Source organism: Nostoc sp. FACHB-892 (assembly GCF_014698795.1).
Taxonomy (GTDB): Bacteria; Cyanobacteriota; Cyanobacteriia; order Cyanobacteriales; family Nostocaceae; genus Nostoc.
In genome coordinates this window covers 335,672-361,651 of record NZ_JACJTR010000006.1, presented here as the reverse complement: position 1 = coordinate 361,651, position 25,980 = coordinate 335,672, and the positions used below count along the sequence as shown (strand labels likewise).

16 protein-coding genes and 1 pseudogene are annotated in these 25,980 nt (G+C 43.1%); 9 read left to right on the top strand and 8 right to left on the bottom strand.

The annotated features are described in order from the left end of the window. Positions 1-125: 125 nt before the first annotated feature. Positions 126-2,300: pseudogene (locus H6G96_RS11490) on the bottom strand (mannose-1-phosphate guanyltransferase); the annotation flags it as partial. Positions 2,301-3,016: 716 nt separating this feature from the next. Between H6G96_RS11490 and H6G96_RS11485 the strand changes: the two are divergent. Next, positions 3,017-3,844, top strand: coding sequence for a class I SAM-dependent methyltransferase (locus tag H6G96_RS11485; protein ID WP_190911562.1), 828 nt, complete (start codon positions 3,017-3,019; stop codon positions 3,842-3,844). A gap of 32 nt (positions 3,845-3,876) precedes the next feature. Here H6G96_RS11485 and H6G96_RS11480 read toward each other — a convergent pair whose 3' ends face one another. Together H6G96_RS11480 and H6G96_RS11475 are read right to left on the bottom strand one after the other, a co-directional pair. Beyond that, the gene (locus H6G96_RS11480) at positions 3,877-5,745 is read right to left on the bottom strand and encodes a glycosyltransferase (RefSeq protein WP_242063242.1); all 1,869 of its coding nucleotides are present in this window, start codon (positions 5,743-5,745) and stop codon (positions 3,877-3,879) included. A gap of 102 nt (positions 5,746-5,847) precedes the next feature. After that, complete coding sequence (locus H6G96_RS11475; protein ID WP_190911561.1) at positions 5,848-7,092, bottom strand: glycosyltransferase; 1,245 nt, start codon at positions 7,090-7,092, stop codon at positions 5,848-5,850. A 1,225-nt stretch (positions 7,093-8,317) separates the two neighbouring features. On the opposite strand from H6G96_RS11475, the gene H6G96_RS11470 reads away from it, so the two are divergent. The 6 genes from H6G96_RS11470 to H6G96_RS11445 all read left to right on the top strand — a co-directional run bounded on the left by H6G96_RS11470 (position 8,318) and on the right by H6G96_RS11445 (position 14,027). Next, positions 8,318-9,241, top strand: a complete 924-nt coding sequence (locus H6G96_RS11470; RefSeq protein ID WP_190911560.1) for an energy-coupling factor ABC transporter permease — start codon at positions 8,318-8,320, stop codon at positions 9,239-9,241. Continuing rightward, positions 9,234-9,887: an energy-coupling factor transporter transmembrane protein EcfT gene (locus tag H6G96_RS11465; protein WP_190911559.1), complete on the top strand. Its 654-nt coding sequence runs from the start codon at positions 9,234-9,236 to the stop codon at positions 9,885-9,887. The genes H6G96_RS11470 and H6G96_RS11465 overlap by 8 nt, the downstream gene beginning before the upstream one ends. A gap of 29 nt (positions 9,888-9,916) precedes the next feature. Beyond that, complete coding sequence (locus tag H6G96_RS11460; protein WP_190911558.1) at positions 9,917-10,681, top strand: ABC transporter ATP-binding protein; 765 nt, start codon at positions 9,917-9,919, stop codon at positions 10,679-10,681. A 171-nt stretch (positions 10,682-10,852) separates the two neighbouring features. Next, on the top strand, positions 10,853-11,329 hold the full coding sequence (locus H6G96_RS11455; RefSeq protein WP_190911580.1) for a hypothetical protein: 477 nt from the start codon (positions 10,853-10,855) through the stop codon (positions 11,327-11,329). A 639-nt stretch (positions 11,330-11,968) separates the two neighbouring features. Then, on the top strand, positions 11,969-12,625 hold the full coding sequence (locus H6G96_RS11450) for a DUF1361 domain-containing protein (protein ID WP_190911557.1): 657 nt from the start codon (positions 11,969-11,971) through the stop codon (positions 12,623-12,625). Positions 12,626-12,854: 229 nt separating this feature from the next. After that, on the top strand, positions 12,855-14,027 hold the full coding sequence (locus H6G96_RS11445) for a hypothetical protein (protein WP_190911556.1): 1,173 nt from the start codon (positions 12,855-12,857) through the stop codon (positions 14,025-14,027). A gap of 154 nt (positions 14,028-14,181) precedes the next feature. Here H6G96_RS11445 and H6G96_RS11440 read toward each other — a convergent pair whose 3' ends face one another. Together H6G96_RS11440 and H6G96_RS11435 are read right to left on the bottom strand one after the other, a co-directional pair. Continuing rightward, complete coding sequence (locus H6G96_RS11440) at positions 14,182-15,006, bottom strand: NAD(P)-dependent oxidoreductase (protein ID WP_190911579.1); 825 nt, start codon at positions 15,004-15,006, stop codon at positions 14,182-14,184. 164 nt (positions 15,007-15,170) lie between these two features. Next, positions 15,171-17,516, bottom strand: coding sequence for a putative PEP-binding protein (locus H6G96_RS11435; protein ID WP_190911555.1), 2,346 nt, complete (start codon positions 17,514-17,516; stop codon positions 15,171-15,173). Positions 17,517-18,001: 485 nt separating this feature from the next. Between H6G96_RS11435 and H6G96_RS11430 the strand changes: the two genes are divergently transcribed. Continuing rightward, positions 18,002-18,451 (top strand): MgtC/SapB family protein, encoded by a 450-nt coding sequence (locus H6G96_RS11430; RefSeq protein ID WP_190911554.1) that lies wholly within the window; start codon positions 18,002-18,004, stop codon positions 18,449-18,451. A gap of 22 nt (positions 18,452-18,473) precedes the next feature. Here H6G96_RS11430 and recF read toward each other — a convergent pair whose 3' ends face one another. Then, positions 18,474-19,595 carry a DNA replication/repair protein RecF gene (recF, locus tag H6G96_RS11425; RefSeq protein ID WP_190911553.1) on the bottom strand — a complete coding sequence of 374 codons (1,122 nt, stop codon included), beginning with the start codon at positions 19,593-19,595 and terminating at the stop codon, positions 18,474-18,476. Positions 19,596-19,738: 143 nt separating this feature from the next. Next, the gene (locus tag H6G96_RS11420) at positions 19,739-22,597 is read right to left on the bottom strand and encodes a cation-translocating P-type ATPase (RefSeq protein ID WP_190911578.1); all 2,859 of its coding nucleotides are present in this window, start codon (positions 22,595-22,597) and stop codon (positions 19,739-19,741) included. Positions 22,598-23,100: 503 nt separating this feature from the next. Between H6G96_RS11420 and H6G96_RS11415 the strand changes: the two genes are divergently transcribed. Next, positions 23,101-24,768 carry a transglutaminase family protein gene (locus H6G96_RS11415; protein WP_190911552.1) on the top strand — a complete coding sequence of 556 codons (1,668 nt, stop codon included), beginning with the start codon at positions 23,101-23,103 and terminating at the stop codon, positions 24,766-24,768. 238 nt (positions 24,769-25,006) lie between these two features. Here H6G96_RS11415 and H6G96_RS11410 read toward each other — a convergent pair whose 3' ends face one another. Further along, on the bottom strand, positions 25,007-25,861 hold the full coding sequence (locus H6G96_RS11410; RefSeq protein ID WP_190911551.1) for a PD-(D/E)XK nuclease family protein: 855 nt from the start codon (positions 25,859-25,861) through the stop codon (positions 25,007-25,009). Positions 25,862-25,980 lie beyond the last annotated feature (119 nt).

Sequence of the window (25,980 nt, the reverse complement as noted above, 5' to 3'; positions counted from 1 at the left end):
TGTCATTGATGGAGTTCAAAGAAGAGGTGAAAAGAGAAGCTACAGTACACAACGTGTAAAATTTGACTCTCATTCTTCTGCTTAATTTTTTGTTACATACTTATAAAATTTCACCACGACTTACTTATCTTCGCAATGCAGAACATGGAATCAAATCCCGGATGCAATTGCGGGAAAATGAAACCAGTATCTCCACTACCTCCAATCACCACGTTTGGGTTTTTCTGACAAGCTTCCATTAAAGCTGTGGGGTTGGCTTTAGTGCGAATCACTCTGCCATCGTGGCGGCGGGCTACTTGTTCAATAGCACTGGAAGCATGAACCGGTACTACTACCGTTCCTCTGGGGTTAGCCGTCAAAATCATGTCTACCATCAGTGCTGTTAACATTTCCCCACGAATTGGGAAGCCTGATTCATCAACTAAAATTAGCTGTTCTCCATTAGCAGATACTTGCACACCAAAGTTAGCTTTCAATGCCTCCACTACATGACCTAACTGAGTCAGCAGTCCTTCGCGATCAGTGATTGACATCGCCGTTTTATTGACACTAGCATTCAGTACTACTGCATCAGCACCAAATTTATCCAACATTTGGGGTAAAACTGCCCCCGATACCGCATAAACATAGTCAATCACCACTTTTGCTCGGCTGTTGCGGAGTGTATGAACGTGCAAAAGTTTCTCAAAAGCAGTGCAGTAGCGATCCATGACTTGACTGGGATAAGATACATCGCCAATTTCATGAATTAGCGCCCGCCGCATATCTTCCTTAAAATAAGCCCCTTCAATTTTCTTTTCCAGGGCTTTGGTGATATTAATGCCCTTGGCATCCATGAATTCAATCAAAATGTAGTCAGGGCGATCTGGGTGTACGCGCACATGGATACCACCAACTACCGACATTGTGGGTATAACTGTGCGGGCAATGGGGATAGCTGTAGCATCGAGGTTTTGAATATCAATACCTACTGACATCAAACCAGCAATAAGCGATCGCGTCACCATCCGAGAAATATTACGCTGGTCACGGGAAACCGTTACTTTAGAGCCAGGTTTCAAAGTAGAACCGTAAGCAGATCCCAATTTAACAGCGAATTCTGGGGTGATGTCGATATTAGCTAATCCTTGGACACCACGTTGCCCAAATAAATTCCGTTGAGCGGTGTTCCCCCAAATCAAGTTAATGTTTAAAACTGCCCCTGACTCAATCTTTTTACTAGGCCAAACGCGCACGCCAGGGCTAATTTGAGCTTCTTCTCCCACCGTAGAAAGCGAACCCACAACAGCAGCTTCTAATACATGGGCACGGCGGTCTACACGAGTGCCACGGGAAATTACACAGGCAGAAAGATGTGCTTCATCGCCAATAAATGCCCCATTCCACACTATGGGACGTTTGAGATTTGCATCAGCGCCAATAGTGACATTATCACCAATTACCGTTCCTGCTTCAATCTGGACTCTTGCCCCGATGCGGCAATTATCACCAATCACTGCTGGGGTTTCAATCACAGCCGTCTGATCGATGTAAGTATTTTGACCCACCCATAGCTCATGAGAAACTTCTTTATAGGCAAAATCGAGATTTACCTTCCGATCTAGTGCGTCATACTGAGCCTCACGATAAGCATCTAAGTGACCAACATCGCACCAGTAACCTTGAGCGATGTAACCATACATCGGCTCATCCTTTGCTAGTAGTAAAGGGAATAAGTCTTTGGAAAAATCACATTCAATGTTTGCTGGCAGATAATCCAAAACTTCTGGTTCAAGAATGTAAGTGCCAGTATTGACGGTATCAGAAAAAATTTCACTACTAGAGGGTTTTTCTAAAAATCGCCGAATTCGTGCTTCCTTATCAGTAATCACCACTCCAAATTCAATTGGGTTGGGAACCCTGGTCAAAATCAAAGTAGCTTTTGATTTATTTTGTTTGTGAAATGCGATCGCTGCTGTAAGGTCAAAATCTGTTATGCTATCGCCGCTAATGACTAAAAAAGTTTCATCAAGAAGTTCAGCAATGTTTTTCACACAGCCTGCTGTACCCAGAGGCTGATCTTCTTCGACGGCATACGTCATCTGGACACCAAAATCGCTGCCATCTTGAAAATAGTCTCGCAAGACATCAGGTAAATAATGTAATGTCGCAATAACTTCTGTGATTTGATGTCGTTTGAGGAGATTGATAATATGTTCGGCAATTGGTCGATTTAGAATCGGCACCATCGGTTTGGGCAAATCGCAAGTTAACGGGCGAAGCCGCGTTCCCGAACCGCCTGCCATCAGCACTGCACGCATAAATCCTCCTTAACTAGTTACAGCTTTAGCTGCTTCAATACCCATGAGATATATTCTGTTCTTCCTTCTTTAGTCTCCTATGGATATTGATATTTGAGGAACTCCCACAAGATGCATCTCGATTAACGTAGTCTCTAACGGAGTTAAAAAACAGCAGGGGTAGAGCAGGTAAGTCTTTGGGGTAAATTCAAATGAAGGTTTTTAAAGCAGATAAATATAATATAATCAGCTAAACCAAGCATCAAGCTGGATGGGGGTGGAATCAATAAAACTAATCCCTGTAATTTTTCTTACACGTGTATGCAAGAAACAACATCATAATTGCTACATCTATAAAATCTTGTAAATTCATTCATAGTAGCGATCGCGGCTTGGAGACGCATCGTCGTAGACATTGCCGATTCGCTTTGTCCACTGCTCAACTAAAGCTTGGAATCTTTATGCGTCATAGCTTAAAGCTTTTCTTAGTGACATTTGGCTTTGGGTCTAAAAATTTACTTTTTAATTACAAATTTTGAACATTGCAGCATGATAATTTATACACAGATAATATAAGGTTAATAAACGCTTACGCATCTAACATTAATGCTAGATATAAAATTTTAGGTTTTTTCCATTACGTTTTTTTGCAGAAGCAGCAACAGCACGATCCAGAACTAATTTGTCGGATTAAAGCCCTTTTAATCAAAGTTATTGATTGATTTGGAGATCAAGTGATGAATAAGGAAACCTTAACAGATTCGTGTGTAGCCTACAAATTCAATGAAAATAACTTTGCTGTAGAAGATGAGGCCGTATGCCTCAGATACTTCGAGGAACAAGTTCTCGATTCACAGAAGTACTGGCGTCGTTTAGGCGGACGGCCGGACTTCTCCGGAAAAGTCATTCTTGAAATTGGCTGTGGGCATGGCGCACTGTGCATCGATGCAGCTATTTCGGGAGCGCAACGGGTGATTGGTCTTGACCTCATTGGTAGCCGTATCGAATTTGCTAATCGGATCGTAGCGGAACGCTTTCCTGATATCGCCGAAAGGATAGAGTTTCATCATTTGGATATTAGCGAAATAGCACTTGAAGGCGAGGTCGATGTCGTAATTTCCAAAGACACTTTTGAACACATTATGAACCTAGATCAAGTTCTGAACTCAGTAAAACGGGTTTTGCGGAAAGGTGGTTTACTGATAACTGGCTTTAGTCCACTCTATTACAGCCCCTTTGGCGATCACGGATTCCACGCAATTGGAAAGCGCTTTAAGCTACCGTGGGCGCATCTTATTCTTGGCGATGCACGTGTTGTGGCCGCTTATAATAGACACCATCCGGGAGTTAACTGTCATTCGATGTATGACCTAGGACTCAATAAACTTAAACGCCGCGACTTCCTGCAAGCCTTTGAAAAAGCCGGATTTGAAATTGTTAGCGAAACCGTGAATGCTGTTGAAGAAGCTTCTAAGCTTATGCCATTGTTTCGCCTTCTGAACAAAGTTCCTGGACTGGAAGACTACACAACTGTCAATATGTACGTTGTGCTGCGTGAGACTTAGTTGTATGCCTAAGCCATGCTCCGCTCCTTAGTTTATTGGCAATTATAAAGTTCATATTCGTAGCCGTCTATACTTGGCAAAAATTGACGATCAGACTTAACGCAAGTTTTGACGGCTTCTGCTACGGGAGCGCGAAAGTTTACCAGCCACAAGTCAAGAGGTCGTGGTAATTTATTTAGAGTATTTTCCAGAGCAATGGTGGAACTATTCGGGTCTTGCTCTTGATGAGCAAGAAGAAACAGAGGTTTTTGGGGTGAATTTGCAAATTTAAACTCCCTAGCTACCCCCATCATTTCTCCAGTGTGTATATAAGTTTTATGAGTAGTGGCAATCAGCGCTGGTGCTGAGGAAGTTTGTTGAATTAGCTGCACAAACAGGTCAGGGCGATAATATTTTTGATAGCCGAGATTGCAGATGACTGTAACTGCACTGATAAATCCCATTAGCCAAATTAACATCACGGCTTTTTTGCCGTTTATTCCCCATCTGCCTATGCTTTTTCTCCCATTTTTCCCTTGCTCTTTTCCCATCCATTCTTTGGGGGAATGCCAACAAACTGCAAGACTTGCTCCTAGTAAAACCACGATCGCAGGAAAATAAACAAAGTTATATCTAGCACCCCTGGTCAGGTCAATACCGAAAAAATACGTAAATATAAAGAACAAAGCGATCGCACTAATAACTACTCCAGCAAGCACTTGAATCATAATCCGGCTTTCTGGGTGCTGTAGTTGAATCTTGATGCCACGCAGCAAAATTGGTACTGCCCAAATAAAGAAAACCAACATTACCACTCCAGAAGGAATCACAACTAATAGCTGTGAAGATTCAACTGGCAGGAGGGAAATCATTGCAATCAATGTTCCTAAAGCTTGAAAAATTGGGCTTAACCAATCTAGTCCGACGCGTGAACTCTGAATCCACTCAGTCAAATTACTACGATTTTTATTCTCTAAAAATATTGGTAGCCAAATTAAACCCGCCACCAAAGTACCTATAGCAACGGCATAGATGCGCCGCCAGGGAGGAGAGAAGAAAAGAGAAAATTGTTTGTTAGTTTGCAATTGAAGCCAAGCAAGAAAAATCAAAACTACAGCTTCTGTGCATAGGGTAAGGCTGAAGAAGTAATGAGTAGCAAGACCTAAAGCATTAATTTCTACCCATAAAAGTGCTACCCATATAGGTAAAGGTGTGCGGTTTTGAATATGACGTGTGGCAATTACTAAGCAGATCAGAGAAGCAGTTACCCATAAGGCTGCCAAACTGTAATGTCGTGCTTCTTGGGCTAAAAATACGCCGTAGGGTGATACTGCCATCATAGCAGCAGCCAAGTGTCCCACTAATGGCGAGCGAAACGCTACCCTACCTAATATGTAAGTACATGGAATGGAGGCAGCACCGATTATAGCTGGTAGCGATCGCGCCGCAAACAGCGATACTAATCCTCCGTCGCTCTTAAATAATTTCATCCACAGGTAAGCCAGCACAAAATAGAGTGGTGGATGCGTATCTTGTGTAACTAAGTTATGAACTACATCACCAATACTAGCTGCTGGGTTTGGTTGCAGTGGTTGTAATAAGATATCAGGTGCGATCGCTAGATCTAGGGGAACTGATAAAAAAGTATTCCCCAAGCTAAACACCAAGGTAGAAAACTCATCAGTCCAAGGAGGCTTTGCAGTCAAGTTCGCTAGGCGCAAACTGATGCCAATAAGCAACCACATCAAGTTCAGCAAAGGGTGAAGCCAGGAAGGAGGGAGGCGAGTCTGCCAATCATGCCAATACTTGCGTTGTGAGGCAGGGTTTGTATCAGCCAGAGATGGAAAATGGGTAGCAGACGCAGGTAGCAACGAGATAATTTTTCTGTAAAAATAAAATGCACCTTGGAAAAAAGCTCTCATTGCCGGGCCTCACAGGAATGGACTTGTAGATTTGACGTTTTAGATTTCAGTTCGTTCTTAAGCCTAAGAACAAAAATCAAAATCTCAAATCTATCGTTGTGATTATTTCACATCAGTGACGCGCCAGCTAAGTTTCAAATTAATCCAGAAATTCCAGATAGTAGCAACTGCGATCGCAATAAAGTTGGCAATATAACGGTTAGGGATAAGGAAATTAAATACCAAATTTAATACCAGTACATTCAATACCAGTCCAGCAAGACAAATGGCGTTGAATTTCATAAACCGCTTCAGGCGTTGATGCCATTCTTGCTGTCTAGCGCTGACATCAGCAAATGTCCAAGCATCATTCCAGAAGAAATTATTTAAAATCGCAATTTCACCAGCAATAATTTTGCTGCGTGTCAGTGGCCAAGCCAAAGTAGTCGGATCACTGAGCAAGTAAAGCACTGCCATATCGACAAATACGCCACTAAAACCAACCAATCCAAAGCGGAGGAATCGACCAATGGGGAAATTGACTTTTTTACTCAACCGTCCTACTCGTCCTGTGGAAAGCCGCAACCGTACCAAGTGGTGGATGTAATCTATATATTGTTTCCATGTCACTTTACTCTCACCCTCTTTGCGTTCGCAGAACACATAGCCAACTTCGGCAACTTGGTCTACTTTTCCCCGCCCAATTACTTCTAGAAGAATTTTGTATCCTACAGGATTGAGTGTTGCATTGGCGATCGCACTCCGCCGCACCATAAAATAACCACTCATGGGGTCAGAAACTCTACCCAGTACCCCCGGTAAAATCACCAAGCCTAACAACTGAGCGCCACGAGACAGGAAACGTCTAACAACACTCCAGCTACTAACACCGCCTCCGTCCACATGACGGCTAGCTACTGCCAAATCTGCTCCCTGCTTAACACTACCCAACAATTGCATCAGCACTTCTGGTGGATGTTGCAAATCTCCATCAATCACACCCAACACATTCCCTGTGGCTGCTTGCCACCCCCGAATCACTGCTGAGGACAGCCCCCGTTCCTCTTCGCGTCGCATCACCCGCAACTGAGGGTATTCTGTCGTCAAGAATTGTGCTATTTCCCAAGTTCGGTCTGGGCTATCATCGTCTACCACAATCAGTTCATAACTTCCTGGAATAGATTCATCCAGTAACTGACTCAATATGCTGACTACATTCTTGATATTGTCACGCTCTTTATAAGTAGGAATTACTAGAGAAAGATAAATAGATTCACCACTTGTAACCACACTGTTAGGGGGCAACTCTGAAATCTTTAGAGGACCAGTTGGTACTGTTAACAGTGAGTTGGATGAGTTTGTCTTCATAGTTTCACATTACAGAACAAGGATGGTAAAGACCGAGGAAAATAAAGCTAAACATCTGCTGGCTTTATTGACTGAATCTGATTGTCAAAATTTGATGAATACTTTTGTTACAGTTGGCTATTCTGAAAAGTTTAGTAATTCCCGCAACTCAATTCAAAAGTTTTTCATAAACTTCATCTAAACTTTATATCTTACCGCTTATATTTATAGTGTTTTTTCGATTCTTCTATAATTTTTTATACAATCAATACTGTACCATATAAGCTAGCTAAGTCACCAAATATACAGTTTATCAGGACTATGCGAAGGCTTTTTTGTATTAGTACTTAGTACAGCTAATGTACTAATCGGAAATCATTCGTGACGAGATAGTAAGCTGATGTGCGCCTAAATTATATCAACACTCTTTACGGCCGTTAACTCTTAACTGTTGACGGTTAACGGTTATCAGTCATCAGCCTTCATGTAAATGTTCAAGTTAAATGCGTAACAGTTTAGCTGTAGGGTGTGTTACGAAGACTGTAAGTAAAGCGCCATTTTAGGTTTTCGGTACGTTACGCTAACTACACAGTCTTCTAGTTATTTACACTTACTGATTAAGTAGTGGTTGACAAAATCTTAAAATTGGTAGGAAACAACAAAGTGGTGAATCAAAAACAAGAGCTAATTACATTCTGAATCCTGAACTCTAACTTCGGAATTCTTCTTGAATCCAGATAATATCAAGACTATTTAGTAAATAAACTTCCGCTTTTATACACAGCAATGTTATGCCCTACAACAGATGTGGCTTCAATAAATCAAAACTGCTGTAAATTATAGATAATTATATCTTAAACGTAAGAGCAGCAAAGCAATTCAAAATTTTTGCGTAGCATCTGGTAGAGAAGAAACGCAATTTTAGCCAGCATTTTGCCCCTTGATAGCATACTAAATTAAATGCATATTAATTTAATAAAGTCAAGTTTTTTCCACTTTGCCAAGAGTTTGTCAATATTTAGCGACATATATAAAAATAAAGCTAATAAAATTTAATATATTAGTAAATAAATATACTATTTAGCAGCCATTGGGCTGTAAATATCTCGGAAGTAACAGCATAAAATCCCCCAAGAGGGCATTGTAAAAAAGGTGAAAATTTTGTTTGTTATTAATTTAATGTCTTCGTTTTATTGCTTGTATTGACTAAATAGACTAAATAAACATCTGAAATACAGGGTAGATCATGCATATTCCTGATGGATTCGTTTCTGTTCCCGTGGCAGGGGCTACTGGTTTAGCGAGTATAGCAGCACTCTTTATTGCCTTCGGGCGATCGCAAGAGGCTTTTGGTATCCGCCGTGCGCCGATACTGGGGCTAACCACCGCTTTCATTTTTGCCGCCCAGATGATCAATTTTCCAGTAGCAGGAGGTACTAGTGGTCACTTGTTAGGGGGAACCTTAGCAGCGATCGTTTTGGGTAGTCCGTGGGCAGGAACGTTGTGTATCGCCACAGTTTTAATTATTCAAGCTGTGCTGTTTGCTGATGGTGGCATTACAGCCTTAGGAGCGAATATTTTGAACATGGCAGTAGTTGGTGTTTGGGTTGGCTGGGTTTTAACCCAAACCTTGCAACGGCTATTGGGGGGGTCTAAAGGACGCTTACCCTTGGCTGCTGGTATAGCTGCTGGCCTAAGTGTAGTGGTAGCCGCCATAGCTTGTGCCATTGAGTTAGCCCTTTCAGGAACTGCACCCGTAGCCATAGTTTTAGCAGGTATGGCTGGTGTGCATATTCTGATTGGCATTGGCGAAGGGATAATTACTGGGGGTGTGCTGACTTACCTAGCCACCGCTCGACCAGATTTGTTACCAGGGGAACAGCAGGAGTTTCGCGGTTGGTCTATACCCATTGTCGCCATTTTCTTGATTGCGGGAGTACTTTCACTCTTTGCCTCAGCATGGCCTGATGGTTTGGAAAAGGTCGCCGAAAACATGGGCTTCATCGACTTAGCCGAGAAAGTACGGGTAACTGTACCGACTCCCTTAGCTGACTATGGGATTGAGGGTTTAGGGCCAATTGGCACAAGTATCGCTGGATTGGTGGGAGCTGCGGTTTGTTTTGCTGTGGCCTTTGGGATTGCCAAGGTGGTGAAACCGAATAATGCTTAAACTTTCCTTGCCGTTACGTTTGCAACTGTCACTAGTGGTTGTGGTGGGAGCAGCTTTATTAAAACATCATGCTTGGTATTGCTTAAGTGTATATGGCGCGATCGCACTTTTGTGGGTTTGGCTGTTGCACGTACCAATTCCCCGCTTAGGGGGATTACTCGGTACAGAATTGATCTTTTTGTCATTGCTGGCATTGCCCTTGGGATGGGAACGAGCCAGTTTTTTGCTAGTTCGTTCTCTGGTTTGTTTGGTTACGATGAATAGTTTTTTGTTAACCTTACCACCCCACAGTTTTGGTATAGCCCTTAAAGGCTTACCTGTACCAGCACCTTTAAAGGAAAACTTGTTGTTAGCTGGGCAATATATGGAAATTTTGCTCTCAGAAGTGACGCGGATGCAACGTAGCGCTCAATTACGCGGTTTGAATGGAACTGCGGGATGGTTGCGCTACGCCAGTGCTGCCATGATTGGAGCCTTGTATCTCCGTAGTCTGGAAAGGGCAGAGCGAGTCTACGCAGCAATGGTAACTCGTGGATACAACGGGCAATTGCCCATAGATTCTCCCCTCAGACCAAAAGAGCGTTTTGCCATACTAGCAGCTTGGGCGATCGCTGCTTGTGTAACTCTTACTTCTTACAGAATTTAGCGAAGTTGTAAATATTGAGTTTGTGAATCTTGAAATCTTTAACTCCTAATCCCCAATCATCAACCCATAACCCCAACGCAGCCGTGGTCGAGGTTGAGAACCTGGTGTATGCCTATTCTAGCCAGGAGCCAGTATTACAAGAAATTTCTTTTACCTTAAATCCGGGCGATCGCGTGGCGTTGATGGGAGCCACAGGTTCTGGAAAAAGCACCTTGTTGGAGAACCTGATCGGCTTAAAACAACCGCAAACTGGGAAAATTACGATTAATGGTATCCTGGTAGAACCTAAAACTCTACCCCAAGTACGTCGCAAAATCGGCTTTAGCTTCCAAGATGCCAACGACCAACTATTTATGCCAACCATCTTGGAAGATATCACCTTTGGACCACGCAACTATGGAATGTCACCAGCCCAGGCAAGCGATCGCGCCCGGCAGTTATTAGCTGATTTTGGCCTTGAGGCCTACGCCAATCGTTCCGCCCACGAACTCTCTGGAGGACAAAGACGTTTGGCCGCCCTAGCCTCGATTTTAGCCCTAGACCCAACAATTCTAATTTTGGATGAGCCGACTAACGGTCTTGATCCAGCATGGCGGCGACATTTAGCGCAAGTGTTGTTAAAGTTGCCCATCCAGGTGATGTTAATTGCTTCTCATGACCTACATTGGCTAGGCAGAGTTACTCAACGTGCTTTGGTACTGTCTGGTGGTCGCATTCAAATAGACAGCAATATTCAACCACTTTTGCAAGATGGTACTACTTTAGACCAGTTGGGTTTACCGATAGGTTGGTAATTCCAGTAGAGAATGAGGAGCAGGGGAGGCAGGGGGACAAGGGGTGAAAACTTGCAACAAGTCTTTCTCCTTGTCCCCAAGTCCTCTTGCCCAATGCCCCCTACCTTAGTTATTTTATTTACTCCTAATATTGGGTACTATATTCTCGGTTTTATTGTTGTTGGGGTGTTAATGTCTGTTTCACATAAATATACTGTTATTACTCCTGTTACCCTAAGCATTGCTTTATTGATTACTAGTTGCAGCGAAAACAAAGCCTCCCAGTGCCAGCAGCTGATTCGAGTTGTGAATGCCGGAACTTCTCTGATTGATAAAAGTAAAGGAACGCAGGTGATCACCAGCATACAGCTATCTAAAGATTTAGAATTTGTGACTAAATCGATTAGGGAACTGAATTTAAAAGATCCTAAGCTGAAAGAATTTCAAGGCGGTTTTGTCAAAATTTTTCAAAATCTCAGTCAAGCGGTAGCCATTGCAGGTAAGGCGCTTGGTGCGACTAAAATAGCAGATGCCTCAACATCTGGTAGAGAAAAAATTCAAAAGGCAAGAGCCGAAATTGATTCAGCGTTAACAACAGCTATAACGGTTGGCAAGCAGTCGGATACGTTAATCAATCAGATGAATAAATATTGTAGCAAACCAGAATAATCTAAGGGAACTTCAAAAAATAAATTATCCAATTTTTGGAATCAAAACAATTTTTTCTCCCCCTGCTCCCTGCCCCCTGCCTCTATAACGTATCCCTTTGGGGAAGCAAGCTACGCGTAGCGTCCCGCAGGGATGGTATATTTTTTTATTTGGAAGTCCCTAATGTTATTTGGGGCATCGGATAAACAGGGTACTACTACGTTAGTTAGTTCTCAAGGGATAGCACAAGTATTTTACACTTTTGGCAAAAGTTTTAATATGCTTCTGGAACTCTGGCAGGGCAGAATGAAATCTATATAATAGCCATGACAGGAGCAATGTTCCAGTTAGGAAATTCCACCGGAAGATATTCAGTAGCCTTTTTGGCATGATACTTTCTTTCTATGGTAAATTTTACCCTAATGATTTTCTGGCTATACTAGTGGCTTAAGCCGATTAATTGATAAATCTCATCCCTTTGTATAAAATATATCAAAAAAATCAGACATATATTCAGTGAGCATTTATTTTTAAATGAGACAAAAATTTTGTCTGATATTGGAGGATATCAGTTTTCTTGGGGATTACAAAAAATTTATCTGTCAGGCTAACACTACAGAGTGAATCTAGATCAATCAAACGCCTTCTGAGTTAGCACCTATGAAAGAAGAATTGATAGCCAGAGTTGTACAGGTCTTGCGAATTAATATGAGTTGGATGACTTGGAATTTATTTCTGGCTTTTATACCTTTAGCTTTGAGTGTGTGGCTATTTCGCTTTAGGCGTGGTGGCTCTTTGCTTTGGTGGCTAGGATTCTTAGTTTTCTATGCTTTCTTACCGAATGCACCATATTTGTTGACTGATGTAATTCACCTGATAGACGATATCCGCACAATTCAATCGGTTTGGATGATTACTTTAGTACTTATTCCTGTGTATTTGCTAGTAATTATCGGTGGATTTGAAGCTTATGTAATCTCGTTAATTAATTGGGGTTACTACTTACATCGCATCGGCAAGAGCCAATGGATTTGGCGCGTTGAGTTGATTACCCATTTTCTCTGCGCTATTGGTATCTATTGGGGTAGATTTTTGCGTTTCAACAGTTGGGATTTGATTACTCAACCCGATGCCTTACTTACCAAAGGAATAGAAGAAATTCTAGGAAAACAGCCTCTGGTAATTATTGCTATCACCTTTGTGGTACTTGCAGGTTTGTACTGGATTATGAAACGAGTAACTTTAGGTCTTAGGCGATCAGATAGTAGAATAGGCATAAACTCAGAACGCGCTAACTCTAACACGCCAAACATTTAATGTTCACGGTGATTTTAGATTTTAAATTTGGGGTTTTAATTAGTAATTCCTCTAATTAAATTGCCTGTCAAAAGAAAGATGTAACTAAAACCATCCTTGAGGTGAAATAGATTCAGAAGCAAACGGTTGAAGTTCAACCGCCACCATCTGAGAATAACGTCCTATCAGATCATTGAATATCGATGGTCTGCTCTGATGTATCTGGTCACGTTGATAGGAGGAATATAATATGCAATTAATTTCTAGAGAGGAAATAAAGACATTAATAGAACAGCCAAAAGGAAATTGTGTTTCAATTTATATGCCAACGCACCCAGCCGGCCCAGAAGTGCGACAAAACCCAATTCGCTTTAAAAATTTGGTCAGGGAAGCAGAGACTCGTTTAATAGATGCGGGTTTGGAACAGGAAGATGCGATCGCATTATTGGAAAAATCCCAGGAAATTGATACCCAAGAGTTTTGGGAGCAAATAGGAGAGCAAGGGCTGGCGATTTTTATTTCTGAAAATATTTTTCGCTATTATCCCCTGCCAATTGATTTTCAAGAGTTGGTCGTGGTTACAGACCGATTCCACATTAAGCCACTGCTGCCAATTTTAAATGGTAATGGTCGCTTCTATATACTGGCTTTGAGTCAACAAGATGTCAGGTTCTTTGAAGGAACTCGCTACAGCGTCAAAGAGGTAGAAGTAGAAAATCTCCCTAAAAGTCTAGATGAAGCTCTGCAAAGAGATGATACTGCTAAAGAAGGTCAGTTTCGCATCGCAACATCAAAAGGGGGAACCTCCAATTCTTTTCAGCAACCAGGTACGTTTCACGGACAGGGAAGCCCTGACAGAGATAGACGCCAAGAAGACATCCTCCAATTCTTTCAAATTGTCGATCGCGCATTACACGATAGACTGAAATTGCAAAAAGCGCCTTTGGTACTGGCTGGGGTAGAATATCTCTTGCCTGTGTATAGACAGGCAAATACTTACCAGCATTTAATGGATGAAGCTATCACTGGTAATCCAGAAATTCTTAGCGCCCAAGAGTTACATGATCAAGCTTGGCCGATTGTCGAAGCTGATTTCCAAAAGTCACAGCAAGCAGTTTTGGAGCAATTTCACGAATTGTTTGGTGGTGATACTGGTAAAGCATCTAACAACCTCCAAGAAGTTGTCTCGGCAGCTTATTACCAACGAGTCGATTCATTACTAGTTGCAGTTGGTCAGCAACAGTGGGGTTTATTCGACCCTACCTCAGAAACGGTTTATTTGCACCCAGAAAAAGAAGCTGGTGATGAGGATTTGTTGGATTTTGTTGCTGCTCATACTTTATTAAACGGTGGCACGGTTTACGCTGTTCCCTTTGAAGAGATTCCATATAGCACAGCCGTTGCGGCAATTTACCGATATTAACAATTTCGGTTTTGCACGCGTAGGCGTAGCCCGTCGTAGACATCGCTACCCCACCAAATGAGTATATTGAGGTGGGGTCTTTTGTAATAGCGTTAAAAATTGACACTCCTGAAAGCTTCAGCATGGCGGTTTATTGTATTGCTGAAGCCTTGCTTCATTGCCGCCATTTGTAACGCGGAACCCATTGAAGGACTTCTTTAGCAAGTTGGGTGTTAATCAAGGCTTTGTAAGGTTCATTTTCATATTCATCACCTCCGCGCCACTCCACTTCAGGTAGTAGAGATTGAGCCATTTCTTGACTAGTTCGATGCGCCGAAGAAATGTCATCTGCACATAGCAGTAAGGTAACATGGCCAGGATTAGGACAGTGTAAAGCGGATTGCGCTGCTTCTGCTGCGTCTCTCACATCCAGAAAAGCGCCGTATTCCCAAAACGGATTCCACTCAAAATCGGGATTAGCTTGCCGATTAGAAATAATAAAATCGTAAGTTTCTTTATCAAATACACCAGGTGGTCGCAGACAAATAGTTGGGATACCTGTGCTATCGGTAAAATATTTGCACATTTCTTCACCAAGCCGCTTGGAAACAGCATAAGGAGTAGTTGGATAACAAGGATGATTGTCATCTAAAGGTAAATAATCCGGTTTTCTCTCACCTTTAAAGATTCCCAAAACATCAACACTGCTGAAGAAAACAACACGTTTGAGTTTTGCTTCTGCTGCTGCTGTTAGAATATGCCAAGTTCCGAGAAGATTCACTGCCATTATTTCATCTGGTAAATCCTCAGAGTTTCCAAGTAGTGCTGCAAGATGAATAACTGCATCGCAGCCAATAATTGCCGAACGAATTTCATCTGGATTCAGAATATTATGACCACTTGCAATATCAAAGCCAATAACTTCACATCCATCAGCACGTAAAACTTTTTCAACAACCGAACCAATCATTCCTTTGTTGCCAGTAACTAATACTTTCATAAAACTCATGATTGCTGATTGTATTTACACAGTAGTTTTTACGCGAAACTGATTCTATTTCATAGGTAGGACTTACGCACAGGTAACGGAAAATCGAACCACAGAGGCGCAGAGAACGCAAAGGAATAAGAGTTTGAGACGTATTTTGCGTAAGTCCTGAAGGATTACTTTAAGTCACGTCGTGCGGCTGCTAGAATTATGCGCTGTTCAGCACGAGCGATCGCCTGATATGTTCGCTCCACTGCTTCCGGTTCCACAGAAATCGAAGTTATACCCCATTCCACTAACTGATCGATGATTTCTGGATAGAGGGCTGGTGCTTGACCGCAGATTGAACAAGGTATACCAGCACTTTTAGCCATTTGGATCAGTTGAGCGATCGCACCCATAACTGCCGGATGACGTTCATTAAACACTTTTCCTAGTTGTCCTTGCTCTCGATCCACTCCGAGCAATAATTGGGTCAAATCATTTGTACCAATAGAAATTCCGGCTGCGCCTGCTTTGACATATTCTGGCAGTAAAAACAGGATGCTTGGCACTTCTGCCATCATCCACAATTGAAACTGTGACACCTCAGTTAAAAGAGCTTGCTCAACTTTACGACGGCAAAAGATAAATTCTTCCACAGTCCGCACAAAAGGCAACAGTAGATTCACATTGCTGTAGCCAGCTTGCTGTACACTCGCTAAAGCTTGCAGTTCCAACTCAAAGACTGCGGGATTTTGTAAATAGCTGAAAGTGCCGCGTTCACCCAACATCGACTGTGACGAAGATGGTAAATTATTACTCAATGATGTTAAATCTTGCGGCCAATCTAAAGAACGATAAAAAACTGGTCTTGGTGCAAAGGCATGGGCAAACTGCATAATCTGCTTAGACCATCGCTGTAATAATTCTGCTTGCCGCCCGCCTAAAATCCAATTATTAGGATGTTGCCCGTCCAATATATTTAGTACCATCAATTCTGAGCGCAACAACCCCACTCCATCCACAGGGAAGCTTTGTACTTGTTCTATTAAACTGGACTGACTTAAATTAACCAGCAATTGCGTTGCAATCATAGGTGAATGAGGAGTAAAGGGAGGACGGGATGGAGAGGTAGGGAGATGAAGAGGATTTTCTGCGACTTTCCTCCTCTCCATCTCTCCCCCTCTCCCACTTTCCCCTTCTCCTCTAAGCCGATAAACTTCTCCTCTATCGCCATCGAGCAGGAGTCGTTCGCCAGTTTTGATTAAGGTTGTAGCAGATGTTGCGTTGACTACTGCTGCGATACCTAATTCTCTAGCAAGAATTGCAGCGTGGCTGGTTAATCCGCCTTGTTCGGTAATAATGCCACCAACTTGTTGCAGTAATGGTAACCAATCAGGCGCGATCGCTGGTATGACTAAAATTACTCCTTGGGGCAATTCTTCGGGTTTCTGTAGCTGATTAATAATTACTAAGGCAGTCGCCACAACACGTCCTCCTGCCGCCCCTAGCCCCCTAATGAAGTGTGCGTGGGTGATTACATGGGGAGAACTAACTTGTGTTATGTAGAGCTTGCTAGATGCAGTTTGCCCGGCGATAGTCCATTTAATGGTGAAGGTTTTACCTAGTTCACTTACCAGTTGAGTTCCCAGAGCAATTATTTGTTGTAAGTATTCTTCTTGTAAAGCGTACTGTTTTTGTTGGGCTTCGGGAAGTAGATAGGTATTTAGGCAAGTGTGATCTGGTGTTAGCGCTGACTTGGACACGGGTTCTAAAAAAGCTCCAACTGCTGCATCACCCACACCATAAGCCAGCATTTTATTGCCCAACTGTTGCTCCACAACACCGACTGCCTGTTGAATATAGTAAACATCTGGCTGGACTTCGCCAAGAGCGATCGCAATTCCTAATCCCCAAGTAGCTTCAATTTCCCACCCAGAAGAGTTGGCTCTGAGCAGGCCACTAGCGATCGCATTCTCAACAGGTTGAACCAAAACCGCTAAACTGATTTGTTGCAGGTTAATTCCTGCCCGTTGCCAATATAGTAGACTTCTGGCACGAAATATCTGGCTCCAGGTACGCTTTAGGGCAGAAGCGATCGCTTCGGGTTCGCACTGGCAAAATACCGACTCCAGCAAACCAGATATATTCTTCATCCCTGGAGTGGCAGTTGATACTGCCAAGGTAGGTCGAAGAATCAAACAGCCAGTTGGCCATTCTCTAGCTGCTTGGAAAATTGTATTCACCCAATCCTGTGGCACAGTTGCAGTCAGAATTTCTTGGCGCAGGCGACTAGCCACCTGCTGAAGTTGACGCCAATTAGTGACATCCAAGTGTAATGAAGAATGGGGTAAGTCAGCCACTAATGATTCTGAACTGTTGAGATTTTCGAGAAATTGTCGTAAAATTTCCGCCGGAACGACAAAACCAGGCACCACCGGATAGCCACGCTGGATAATTTTGCTCAAGTAAAACGCTTTGTCACCTACTTTGGCGCGGTCTTGTAGTTTAATTTGGTCTAGCCAGTAGAGTTTATCCACTCAATTTGTTAGTTGTCAGTTGTCTATTTGTAGCCACAGCTATGAAAATCAAATTTTTGCCTTCATTTGCCTCTCTTCCCTAAAACCAGGAGTTTAGTTCTTTATCGAGATTGTACATAGCGGTATCATATTTAATTATTAAGTGTATGGGTTAAACTTAGCAATTTAAGGTAGAGTTTTATAGCATTAGTTATTTTCAATAGTCAAAAACTATTTGATAAACTTAAAAGTCATGTAGTTTGCCCAAATTATGAACATTGCCATAATTTCCCAATGCAAATCTCAATTTATTCACCAAAAGAATATATTATTGGAAAATAATCCTAATAATGGAAGTTATTAATTAGTAGCTTAAAAAGCATTCCTGAATCGATAAAATTCAGAGATGAGATAGGCTATTGCACTACACCCATTGGATTAGACTCCATTAATAAAAATATTACCAGTTAACATAGTATATAGAATACTCTATAGCAAACTAAGCATTGTCAAACACTTACTACCTTGCAACTAATGATTGGCTGAATATAAGCTTCCGGCTATGCATTGCATTGCTTATGGGAGCAATAATCGGCTTAGACCGCCAAATTAGGAACAAACCAGCCGGTTTAAGAACTCATATGCTGGTGAGTTTCGGTTCAGCCATGTTTATTTTGATAATTATGCAAACAGGAGGACTGCAAGATAGTCCTGATGCACTGAGCCGCGTGATTCAGGGAATTGCAACTGGTGTAGGATTTCTCGGTGCTGGAGAAATTGTCCGCCAATCTCCCCAAGAATCACACAGACTTGAAATTCATGGACTTACATCAGCAGCAGCTATTTGGGTTTCGGCTGCATTGGGAATTGCTGCTGGCTGTGGTTTATGGCAGTTAGGATTAATCGGTTCTATGCTGACTCTTGTAGTTCTCAACGTTTTTAAAAGGTTTGAATAATGTCAAAATTCATAATTGATAATCACTGTTGGATTATTTCTCCTGCTTTCACAAAAAGAATTTGGGAGGACTTTAACCATTGCGAATCAAAAGAACCCAAGTGAGTGGTAGTAATTAGGGTCTGAAAGCGGTCTTGAATAGCATCGAGCAATTGATTTTGACGGGATAAATCGAGTTCGGCAAGAACATCATCAAGTAATAGCAATGGTGGTTCTTTGACGACTTCTTCAATTAATTGTAATTCGGCTAATTTTAAGGCTAGAACCAGCGTTCGTTGTTGACCTTGAGAACCGTATTGACGAGCGGGTGTCTGGTTAATAGTTAATTCTATTTCGTCACGATGAGGGCCGACAAGAGTAGTGCCTTGGTGCATTTCAGCAACAGCTCGCTGTTGAATTTTTGCTAAAAAAGCTTGCTGCACTTCTTCTGGATGGTTATCCTCTGAAATAATATTAGGCAGGTAATTGATATGCAAAACTTCTGTACTGCCGCTAATACTGGCGTGCCAAGCACTAGCAATGGGAGCTAATCTTTGGATGGCGCGATCGCGTCGTCTAATTACCCTGGTTCCTGTAGTAGCTAACTGTGCATCCCACACAGCCAATTCTGAGTGTAGAGACGTTGCATCCAATGTTTCTATATGGCGTTTTAAAAAGGCATTGCGCTGGCGTAACACATGGTTATACTGCTGCAAAATGTGAGCATAAACTGGTTCAAGTTGAATTAAGAGTGTATCTAACCAGTTGCGGCGACCTTCAGGGCCGCCGCGTACTAGGTCTAAATCCAGGCTAGAAAATTGGACTGCATTGAGAACGCCGAGAAAATCCATTTGACGGCGGATAAATTCACCATTGAGAGCAACGCTACGGCGACCATTGCGGCGCAACGTTAAGCTAAGGTCACTAACGCCTGTTTGTCGCTCAAGGGTGGCATTAATTTGGGCTATGGCTTCCCCTTCTTGAACTAAATCGCGATCACGGGTCATACGGTGCGATCGCAATGTCGCCAGTAACTCCACCGCCTCCAACAAATTCGACTTTCCCTGAGCGTTATTACCTACCAAAATTGTTTTGGCAGCATTAAACTCAACCTGTTGGTCTTGGTAATTGCGAAATTGTCGGAGGTTTAGAGTTTTCAGGTACATAACGAAAAGTTAGGAATGAGGAGTTAAGAGTTAGAAATTATGAGTGAGGAGTGAGGAATTTTAAATTTTGAGTTGTGAATGCAAAATGTTCTTCAACTCATAACTCCTAACTCCCAACTCCCAACTCCCAACTCCTCACTTTTTCAGACAGCCTTCTTGCCCATAATCCGCAGAAATATCTTCTCCGCTTCAATCCACACAAACATTAAGGCACTGAAGCCAATACAAACCCCCAACTCTTGCAAATTCAGGTAGTGAGTACCAAAGAAATCTCGCAGGGGTGGGACGTAAACTAGCATCAACTGCAAAATTGTAGTCACTACAACAGCCGCTAGTACAAATATATTGGAGAAGGGATTCATCTCAATGGCCAGTCGGTTGTTAGAGCGAATGGCGATCGCATGACCCATTTGGGCGAGACACAAGGTAGTGAATACCATTGTCTTCCAAGTATCCCGATTGCCCTGATACTCAGGGGCATGGGTATGTTGATAAGCCCACCACATCAAGGCAATGCTGATAATGGCAAAAATGATCCCAATGCGAATCATGTAAGAACCCAATCCCCTAGCGAAAATACTTTCGCGGGGACTAAAAGGCGGACGTTTCATTACATCTGGTTCTGGAGGTTCCACAGCTAATGCTAAGGCTGGTAAACCGTCTGTTACCAAGTTCATCCAGAGAATTTGCAAGGGGGTAAGGGGAACGCCTCCTAAACCAATTAGGGGCGCAGCTGCAATGGTGATAACTTCGCCAATGTTACTGCCCAGAATGTATTTAATAAAGCGGCGAATATTGGTGTAGACAACTCTACCTTCCTTGGTGGCGCTGACAATGGTAGCGAAGTTGTCATCAAGTAATACCATGTCACTGGCTTCTTTACTGACATCAGTGCCAGTAATGCCCATTGCAATACCGATGTCGGCTTGTTTGAGGGCTGGGGCATCGTTGACGCCATCACCTGTCATCGCCACAAATCTGCCCCGGCGTTGTAGTGCTTGGACAATTCGCAGTTTGTGTTCTGGGGAAACCCTAGCATAGATGCTCACTAGGTCAACGTTTTGCTCTAGTTCCTGGTCACTCATTCGTTGCAATTCTTGACCTGTGAGGACGCGATCGCCTTCTTGGGCAATTCCCAAATCGGTAGCGATCGCTCGTGCTGTTAACTGGTGATCGCCAGTAATCATCACTGGGCGAATGCCTGCATCCCGGCACTCTTGGACTGCTGCCCTTACCTCTGGGCGTGGTGCATCCAACATTCCCACCAATCCCAGCCACACTAGGCCTTGTTCAGATGCTTGATCTGAACCTTCCGGCGGAATCTGTGCCAGGGGTTTGTAGGCAAAACCTAGCACCCGCAAACCTTTACTCGCCATTTGGTCATTTTCTGCCAAAATTTTCTGGCGTTGTGCTTCGGTTAAGGGCGCTGAGTGATTGCCCAAATGAATCTGAGTGGAACGTGCCAAGGTTAACTCTGGAGAACCTTTGGTAAACATTAAGTAAGGTTCAGATTGGAGAAAGTTAGCGATCGCAGGGTCAACGCCTCTTGAAGATGCATCACCCGTAGCGACTCCCTCCACCTGAGAAATCACGCTCATCCGCTTACGTTCCGAGGAAAAGGGAAACTCAGCAACGCGAGGTAACTTACTGTTCCACTGGTCTTTTTCGATTCCAGCTTTTCCGGCTAGGGTGACTAATGCTCCCTCTGTCGGATCTCCCAAAATTGCCCATTCACCTTGTTCTTTTTGCAACACTGAATCATTACAAACAGCACAGGCAACAGACAACGCTGAGATTTCTGGAGATTCTTCTAGGGAAATTTTTTGACCATCTAACTGAAAGTCCCCTGTGGGAGCATAACCTTGACCGGTAACGCGAAAAGTTTTGTTATTGGTGAAAACCGATTGCACGACCATTTTATTTTGCGTCAGCGTACCGGTTTTATCAGAACAGATGGTAGTTACAGAACCCAATGTTTCCACTGCTGGCAGTTTGCGAATCAAGGCATTCTGGCGCACCATTCGCTGGGTTCCCAGCGCTAGAGTCACGGTAATTACAGCAGGTAAACCTTCTGGCACCACAGCAACCGCCATACTCAAGGAAACTTCCAACAGTTCTTGGATGTTACTAAAGCCTCTTGCTTGGATCACACCGCCGACGACAACGATCGCCACGAGAATCAAAGAACCCGTAACTAGGACGTTACCCAGTTGAGTCATCCGTTGCTGTAACGGCGTAGGTTCACTTTCCACCGACTGCAACATGGTGGCAATTTTGCCGAGTTCTGTAGTCATTCCGGTGTTAGTCACCAGAACCTTGCCGCGTCCTTGGACTACTTCAGTTCCTTGAAACACGACATTTAGGCGATCGCCTAATGATGTTTCCTGCGGCAATTTTAATGATGCCTGTTTATTCACGGCTTCGGCTTCACCAGTCAATGCCGACTCACGCACTTGTAAATTAGACTGTTCGATCAAGCGTCCATCTGCGGCTATCTGCATCCCGGCTTCTAGCAGCATTACATCCCCTGGGACTAATTCCTTGGCTGCTATCTCCACCAGCCTACCCTCGCGGATGACTCGCACTAGGGGAGAGGTGAGTTTTTTCAGGGCTGCCAAGGCTTTTTCAGCACGGCTTTCTTGGACGTAACCGAGTATCCCATTGAGAATGACAATTGCTAGGATAGCGATCGTATCTTTAAATGGCACTTCGCCAGGCTTCAAATCGCCCGCCCGCAAAGCCACCAGGTCTAAAATCCCAGAAATCAGAGCTACGCCAATCAGCATCAACAACATAATGTTCTTGAACTGATCCAGCAGAATTTCCCAAGCACTACGGCCAGCAGTTTCTTCAAGTTCGTTGGGGCCGTACTTTTGCAACCTCTGTTGAATTTCTTGGGGTGTTAAGCCACTGTCTGCGTTACTATCGAGCAGGCCTAGCGCTTTATCAACTTCTAAACTATGCCAAACGGCGGCACCTTCAGGCAGAGAATTAGCAGACATCGTGTAAGTCACAGGAATGGTTATAGAATTCGATCATAATTTAGTGATGGCAGGAATTCCATCTTCTAAAGTTACATTAAGGCGATCGCTCAGTTGCATGAGTGTATCTGTAATTTTTAACATTTGTAAATTTATACTTTTTTGAGGTAGTGTTATTTCTCACGAAAGAGTTTTTCGGAACACATTGTACCGATAATTATGAGTTATAGAGGTTTAAAGTTTAGTTACAGAGCATATGCCACAATTAATTTTAGGCTGTCATTGCTTTAATTTATATCTTGTCAATAGCCAGGATGCATGGCACGATTGCATTTCTCCTCTACGAGACGCTACGCGAACATTTTAAATTTTGCCCTAAGTTGAGTCAGTCGCTTGTGTATTTCCCCACTCAAGCTAACTGGTGTGCCAGTAGGATTTCCCGATCTAGCAAACTTTTCAAGCTGAATTTTGAATTTTGAATTGCTTAAGCGTGCTAAACCATTCAAGAAATATGATTAATTAATATGAGTTTTGCACTCCCCACGACCGTTAGCCAGATGTTTGGGCAAAAAACAATTCGACCGCTTACTGCTGCTACCCTGTGTGGCATTACTTTCATTAACGATAGACTAATTGCTATTGACAGTATTAAAGGGCATCTACTAGAAATTGATCCGACCTCTGACAACAGCAAAATTCTCAATCCCCATCAAGTTAAAGAATTTACCGATGTCACTGGTTTAGCTGTGTGGGAAGATACCCTGTGGGTGAGCCGAGAAAATAGTGTTTACTTGTGCAATTTCAATGCTTTGGGTCTAGAACATTTTGTGACATTGCCTTATGCTGTTGATGGCGTTGCTGTTTGGGAAACAACAGTTTATATCACCTGCCAACGGCTGGGCTACATTCTGGTTTATGACCGCGAAACGCGAAAAGAGATTACCAAATTTTATGCCCCTGGAGTTGGGATAGAGAATTTAGCAGTCACTCAGGAAATGCTGTGGATTTGCGATCGCACCGAACAATCAGTTTACGCGATGGATAGGGCCACAGGAGAACTTCAATTTAGTGTCTTGACCCCCTTTGAATGTCCTACAGGCATAGCAATCCATAAAAATGGCGAAACAGGCAAAGAAAGTATCTATGTAGCCTACGCTTCAGAGGAACCTTATATCAGGGACAACCCTAATGCTGATCCGAGTCATGAGCTAACATTCCGCGATCGCACTTTTATTCATCCCCTGTATTATCATTACGAGCCAGATAAGCGCTACGCCCTCTCTAATGGCTATCTCATTGAAATGTCTTATGCTGAGGAAATTGCTCCCTTAGACGAGGTTTATTTACCTGATGTAGAATGGCGTATTGCCCTCCCATCAGAAACTGAGCGTCAAAAGGTAAAACACGTTGAACCTATTGGTATACCATTTACCGAGGAAGTGATAGGAGGGCAACGTGTAGCAGTCTTCAAATTTGATTCTCTTGCTCCAGGAGAAAGGCATATATTTGGCTGGAAAGCACTTTTGGAAGTTCGAGGTATTAAGTATCGCATCACACCCAGAGATGTGGAAGACGTTCCTGATCTCTCCCCAGAATTACAAACGCGCTATCTAGTGGATGACGACGATTTAGCAATGGATACTACCATTGTTCGCCGTAGCGCCAGAGAAGCAATTGGTTCTGAAACTAATGTGCTGCGGAAAATGTACAGCATCCGTAACTACGTGTATGATGAGTTGTCCTATGGCATTAAACCTTATATTGACACGCCAGATGTAGTTTTAGAACGGGGTGTTGGTTCCTGTGGCGAATATGTCGGCGTTTTACTTGCCCTATCTCGTTTAAATGGCATCCCCTGCCGCACTGTAGGTAGGTACAAATGTCCTGCCCATAGTGACTTACTAGGAGTCCCGCTACAACCAGACTTTAACCATGTTTGGCTAGAGTTCTACGTCCCGAATTTTGGTTGGTTGCCAATGGAATCAAATCCTGACGATGTAGGTGAAGGTGGGCCTTATCCGACGCGCTTTTTTATGGGCTTATGCTGGTATCACATTGAAATTGGCAAAGGCATCACCTTTGAAACTGTGACAAGTCAAGGTGCGCGGCTAACCAAAGAAGATATCCCCATTGGCGATTTGGCGATAAATCATATCCGATTTACAATTCTTAAAGAATTACCGCCTTTTTAAATTAGGGAATTGGGCATTGGGCATTGGGCATGGGGCATTGGGCATGGGGCATGGGGCATTGGGCATGGGGCATGGGGCATTGGCAAGAGGACTTGGGGACAAGGAGAATTGGGGACAAGGGGAAAGACTTGTTTCAAGTTCTCACCCCTTGTCCCCCTCATCTCCCTCATCTCCCTCATCTCCCCCTGCCTCCCCTGCCTCCCCTGCTCTCTCATCTCCCCCCACTCCCCACTCCCCACTAGCTATTAACTCTTAAACTGGGCATTGGATACGATTGATGCTGCTTAAAATCAGCAAACTCGCAGATTGAGTTAAATGGACAAAAGCGGCAGTGAGAGCCAGGATTGGGAGGGAAAATTTTACTAAAATTACTAGTTTCTTCCTGATATTTTTGCAAATCGTGCTGGTGCTTGTGGGCAATATTAGCTAACTCAAATTTTAAGGATTCTAACTCACTATTATTGATGCTAATTAACTCAGACTTTTTACATATTTCTAAATTATAAAATGATGCAACGGCTTCCCGTCCAGGATAAAGATAACGAGCAGCTACTAAATAAACTAATGCTTGTCGTTTGTCAAAAGCTGACTTACCAGTTTTGAAATCTAAAATATGTAAAGTGTTATCAGACTCGATGAAAACGCAGTCCATAGCCGCATATAAGCGAAAGCAATAATCTTCTTGTTCAACTACTATCGGTTTAGGAAAGCCTTCATCACCCGGAGTTAATTGGATAATATCTTTATCCAAAAGCAACGGCGCATCATGATATTTTTTCAGAATTTGCAGCACGCGTTGCTGGACTTGATCGCTTGAGTTGCCTAATTTAAGTAGCTGTGCAACTCTTTCTACACCATCGGCTTGCTTCAACAGATACCTGTGATGATGAAACTCATAAATGCCTTTTTGGGCAAGTATGCCAATCCTCTGGGGTGCGGTGGCTTTCGCTAACAGTACTTTAACTTGTGGTTCGTGTTGCCGTGCTTTGATAAACCCCCGCCTCATCTGGCAATGCCAGCGTTCTTGCCCGGTCGCTGGGGCAACTAGAGACCAAAGGTGATAACTGGCAAAAGGTCGATCGGGAGTTGACATTGCTCAGAAACAGTGAGAGAAAATACGGGGGGAGAAGTTTAAGCTAAGGCTTGCTTAGAAAAGAACTTCGGAGGATACTTGCTGCTACACACGCTTTGCGGGAAGCTTTGATAGTACCG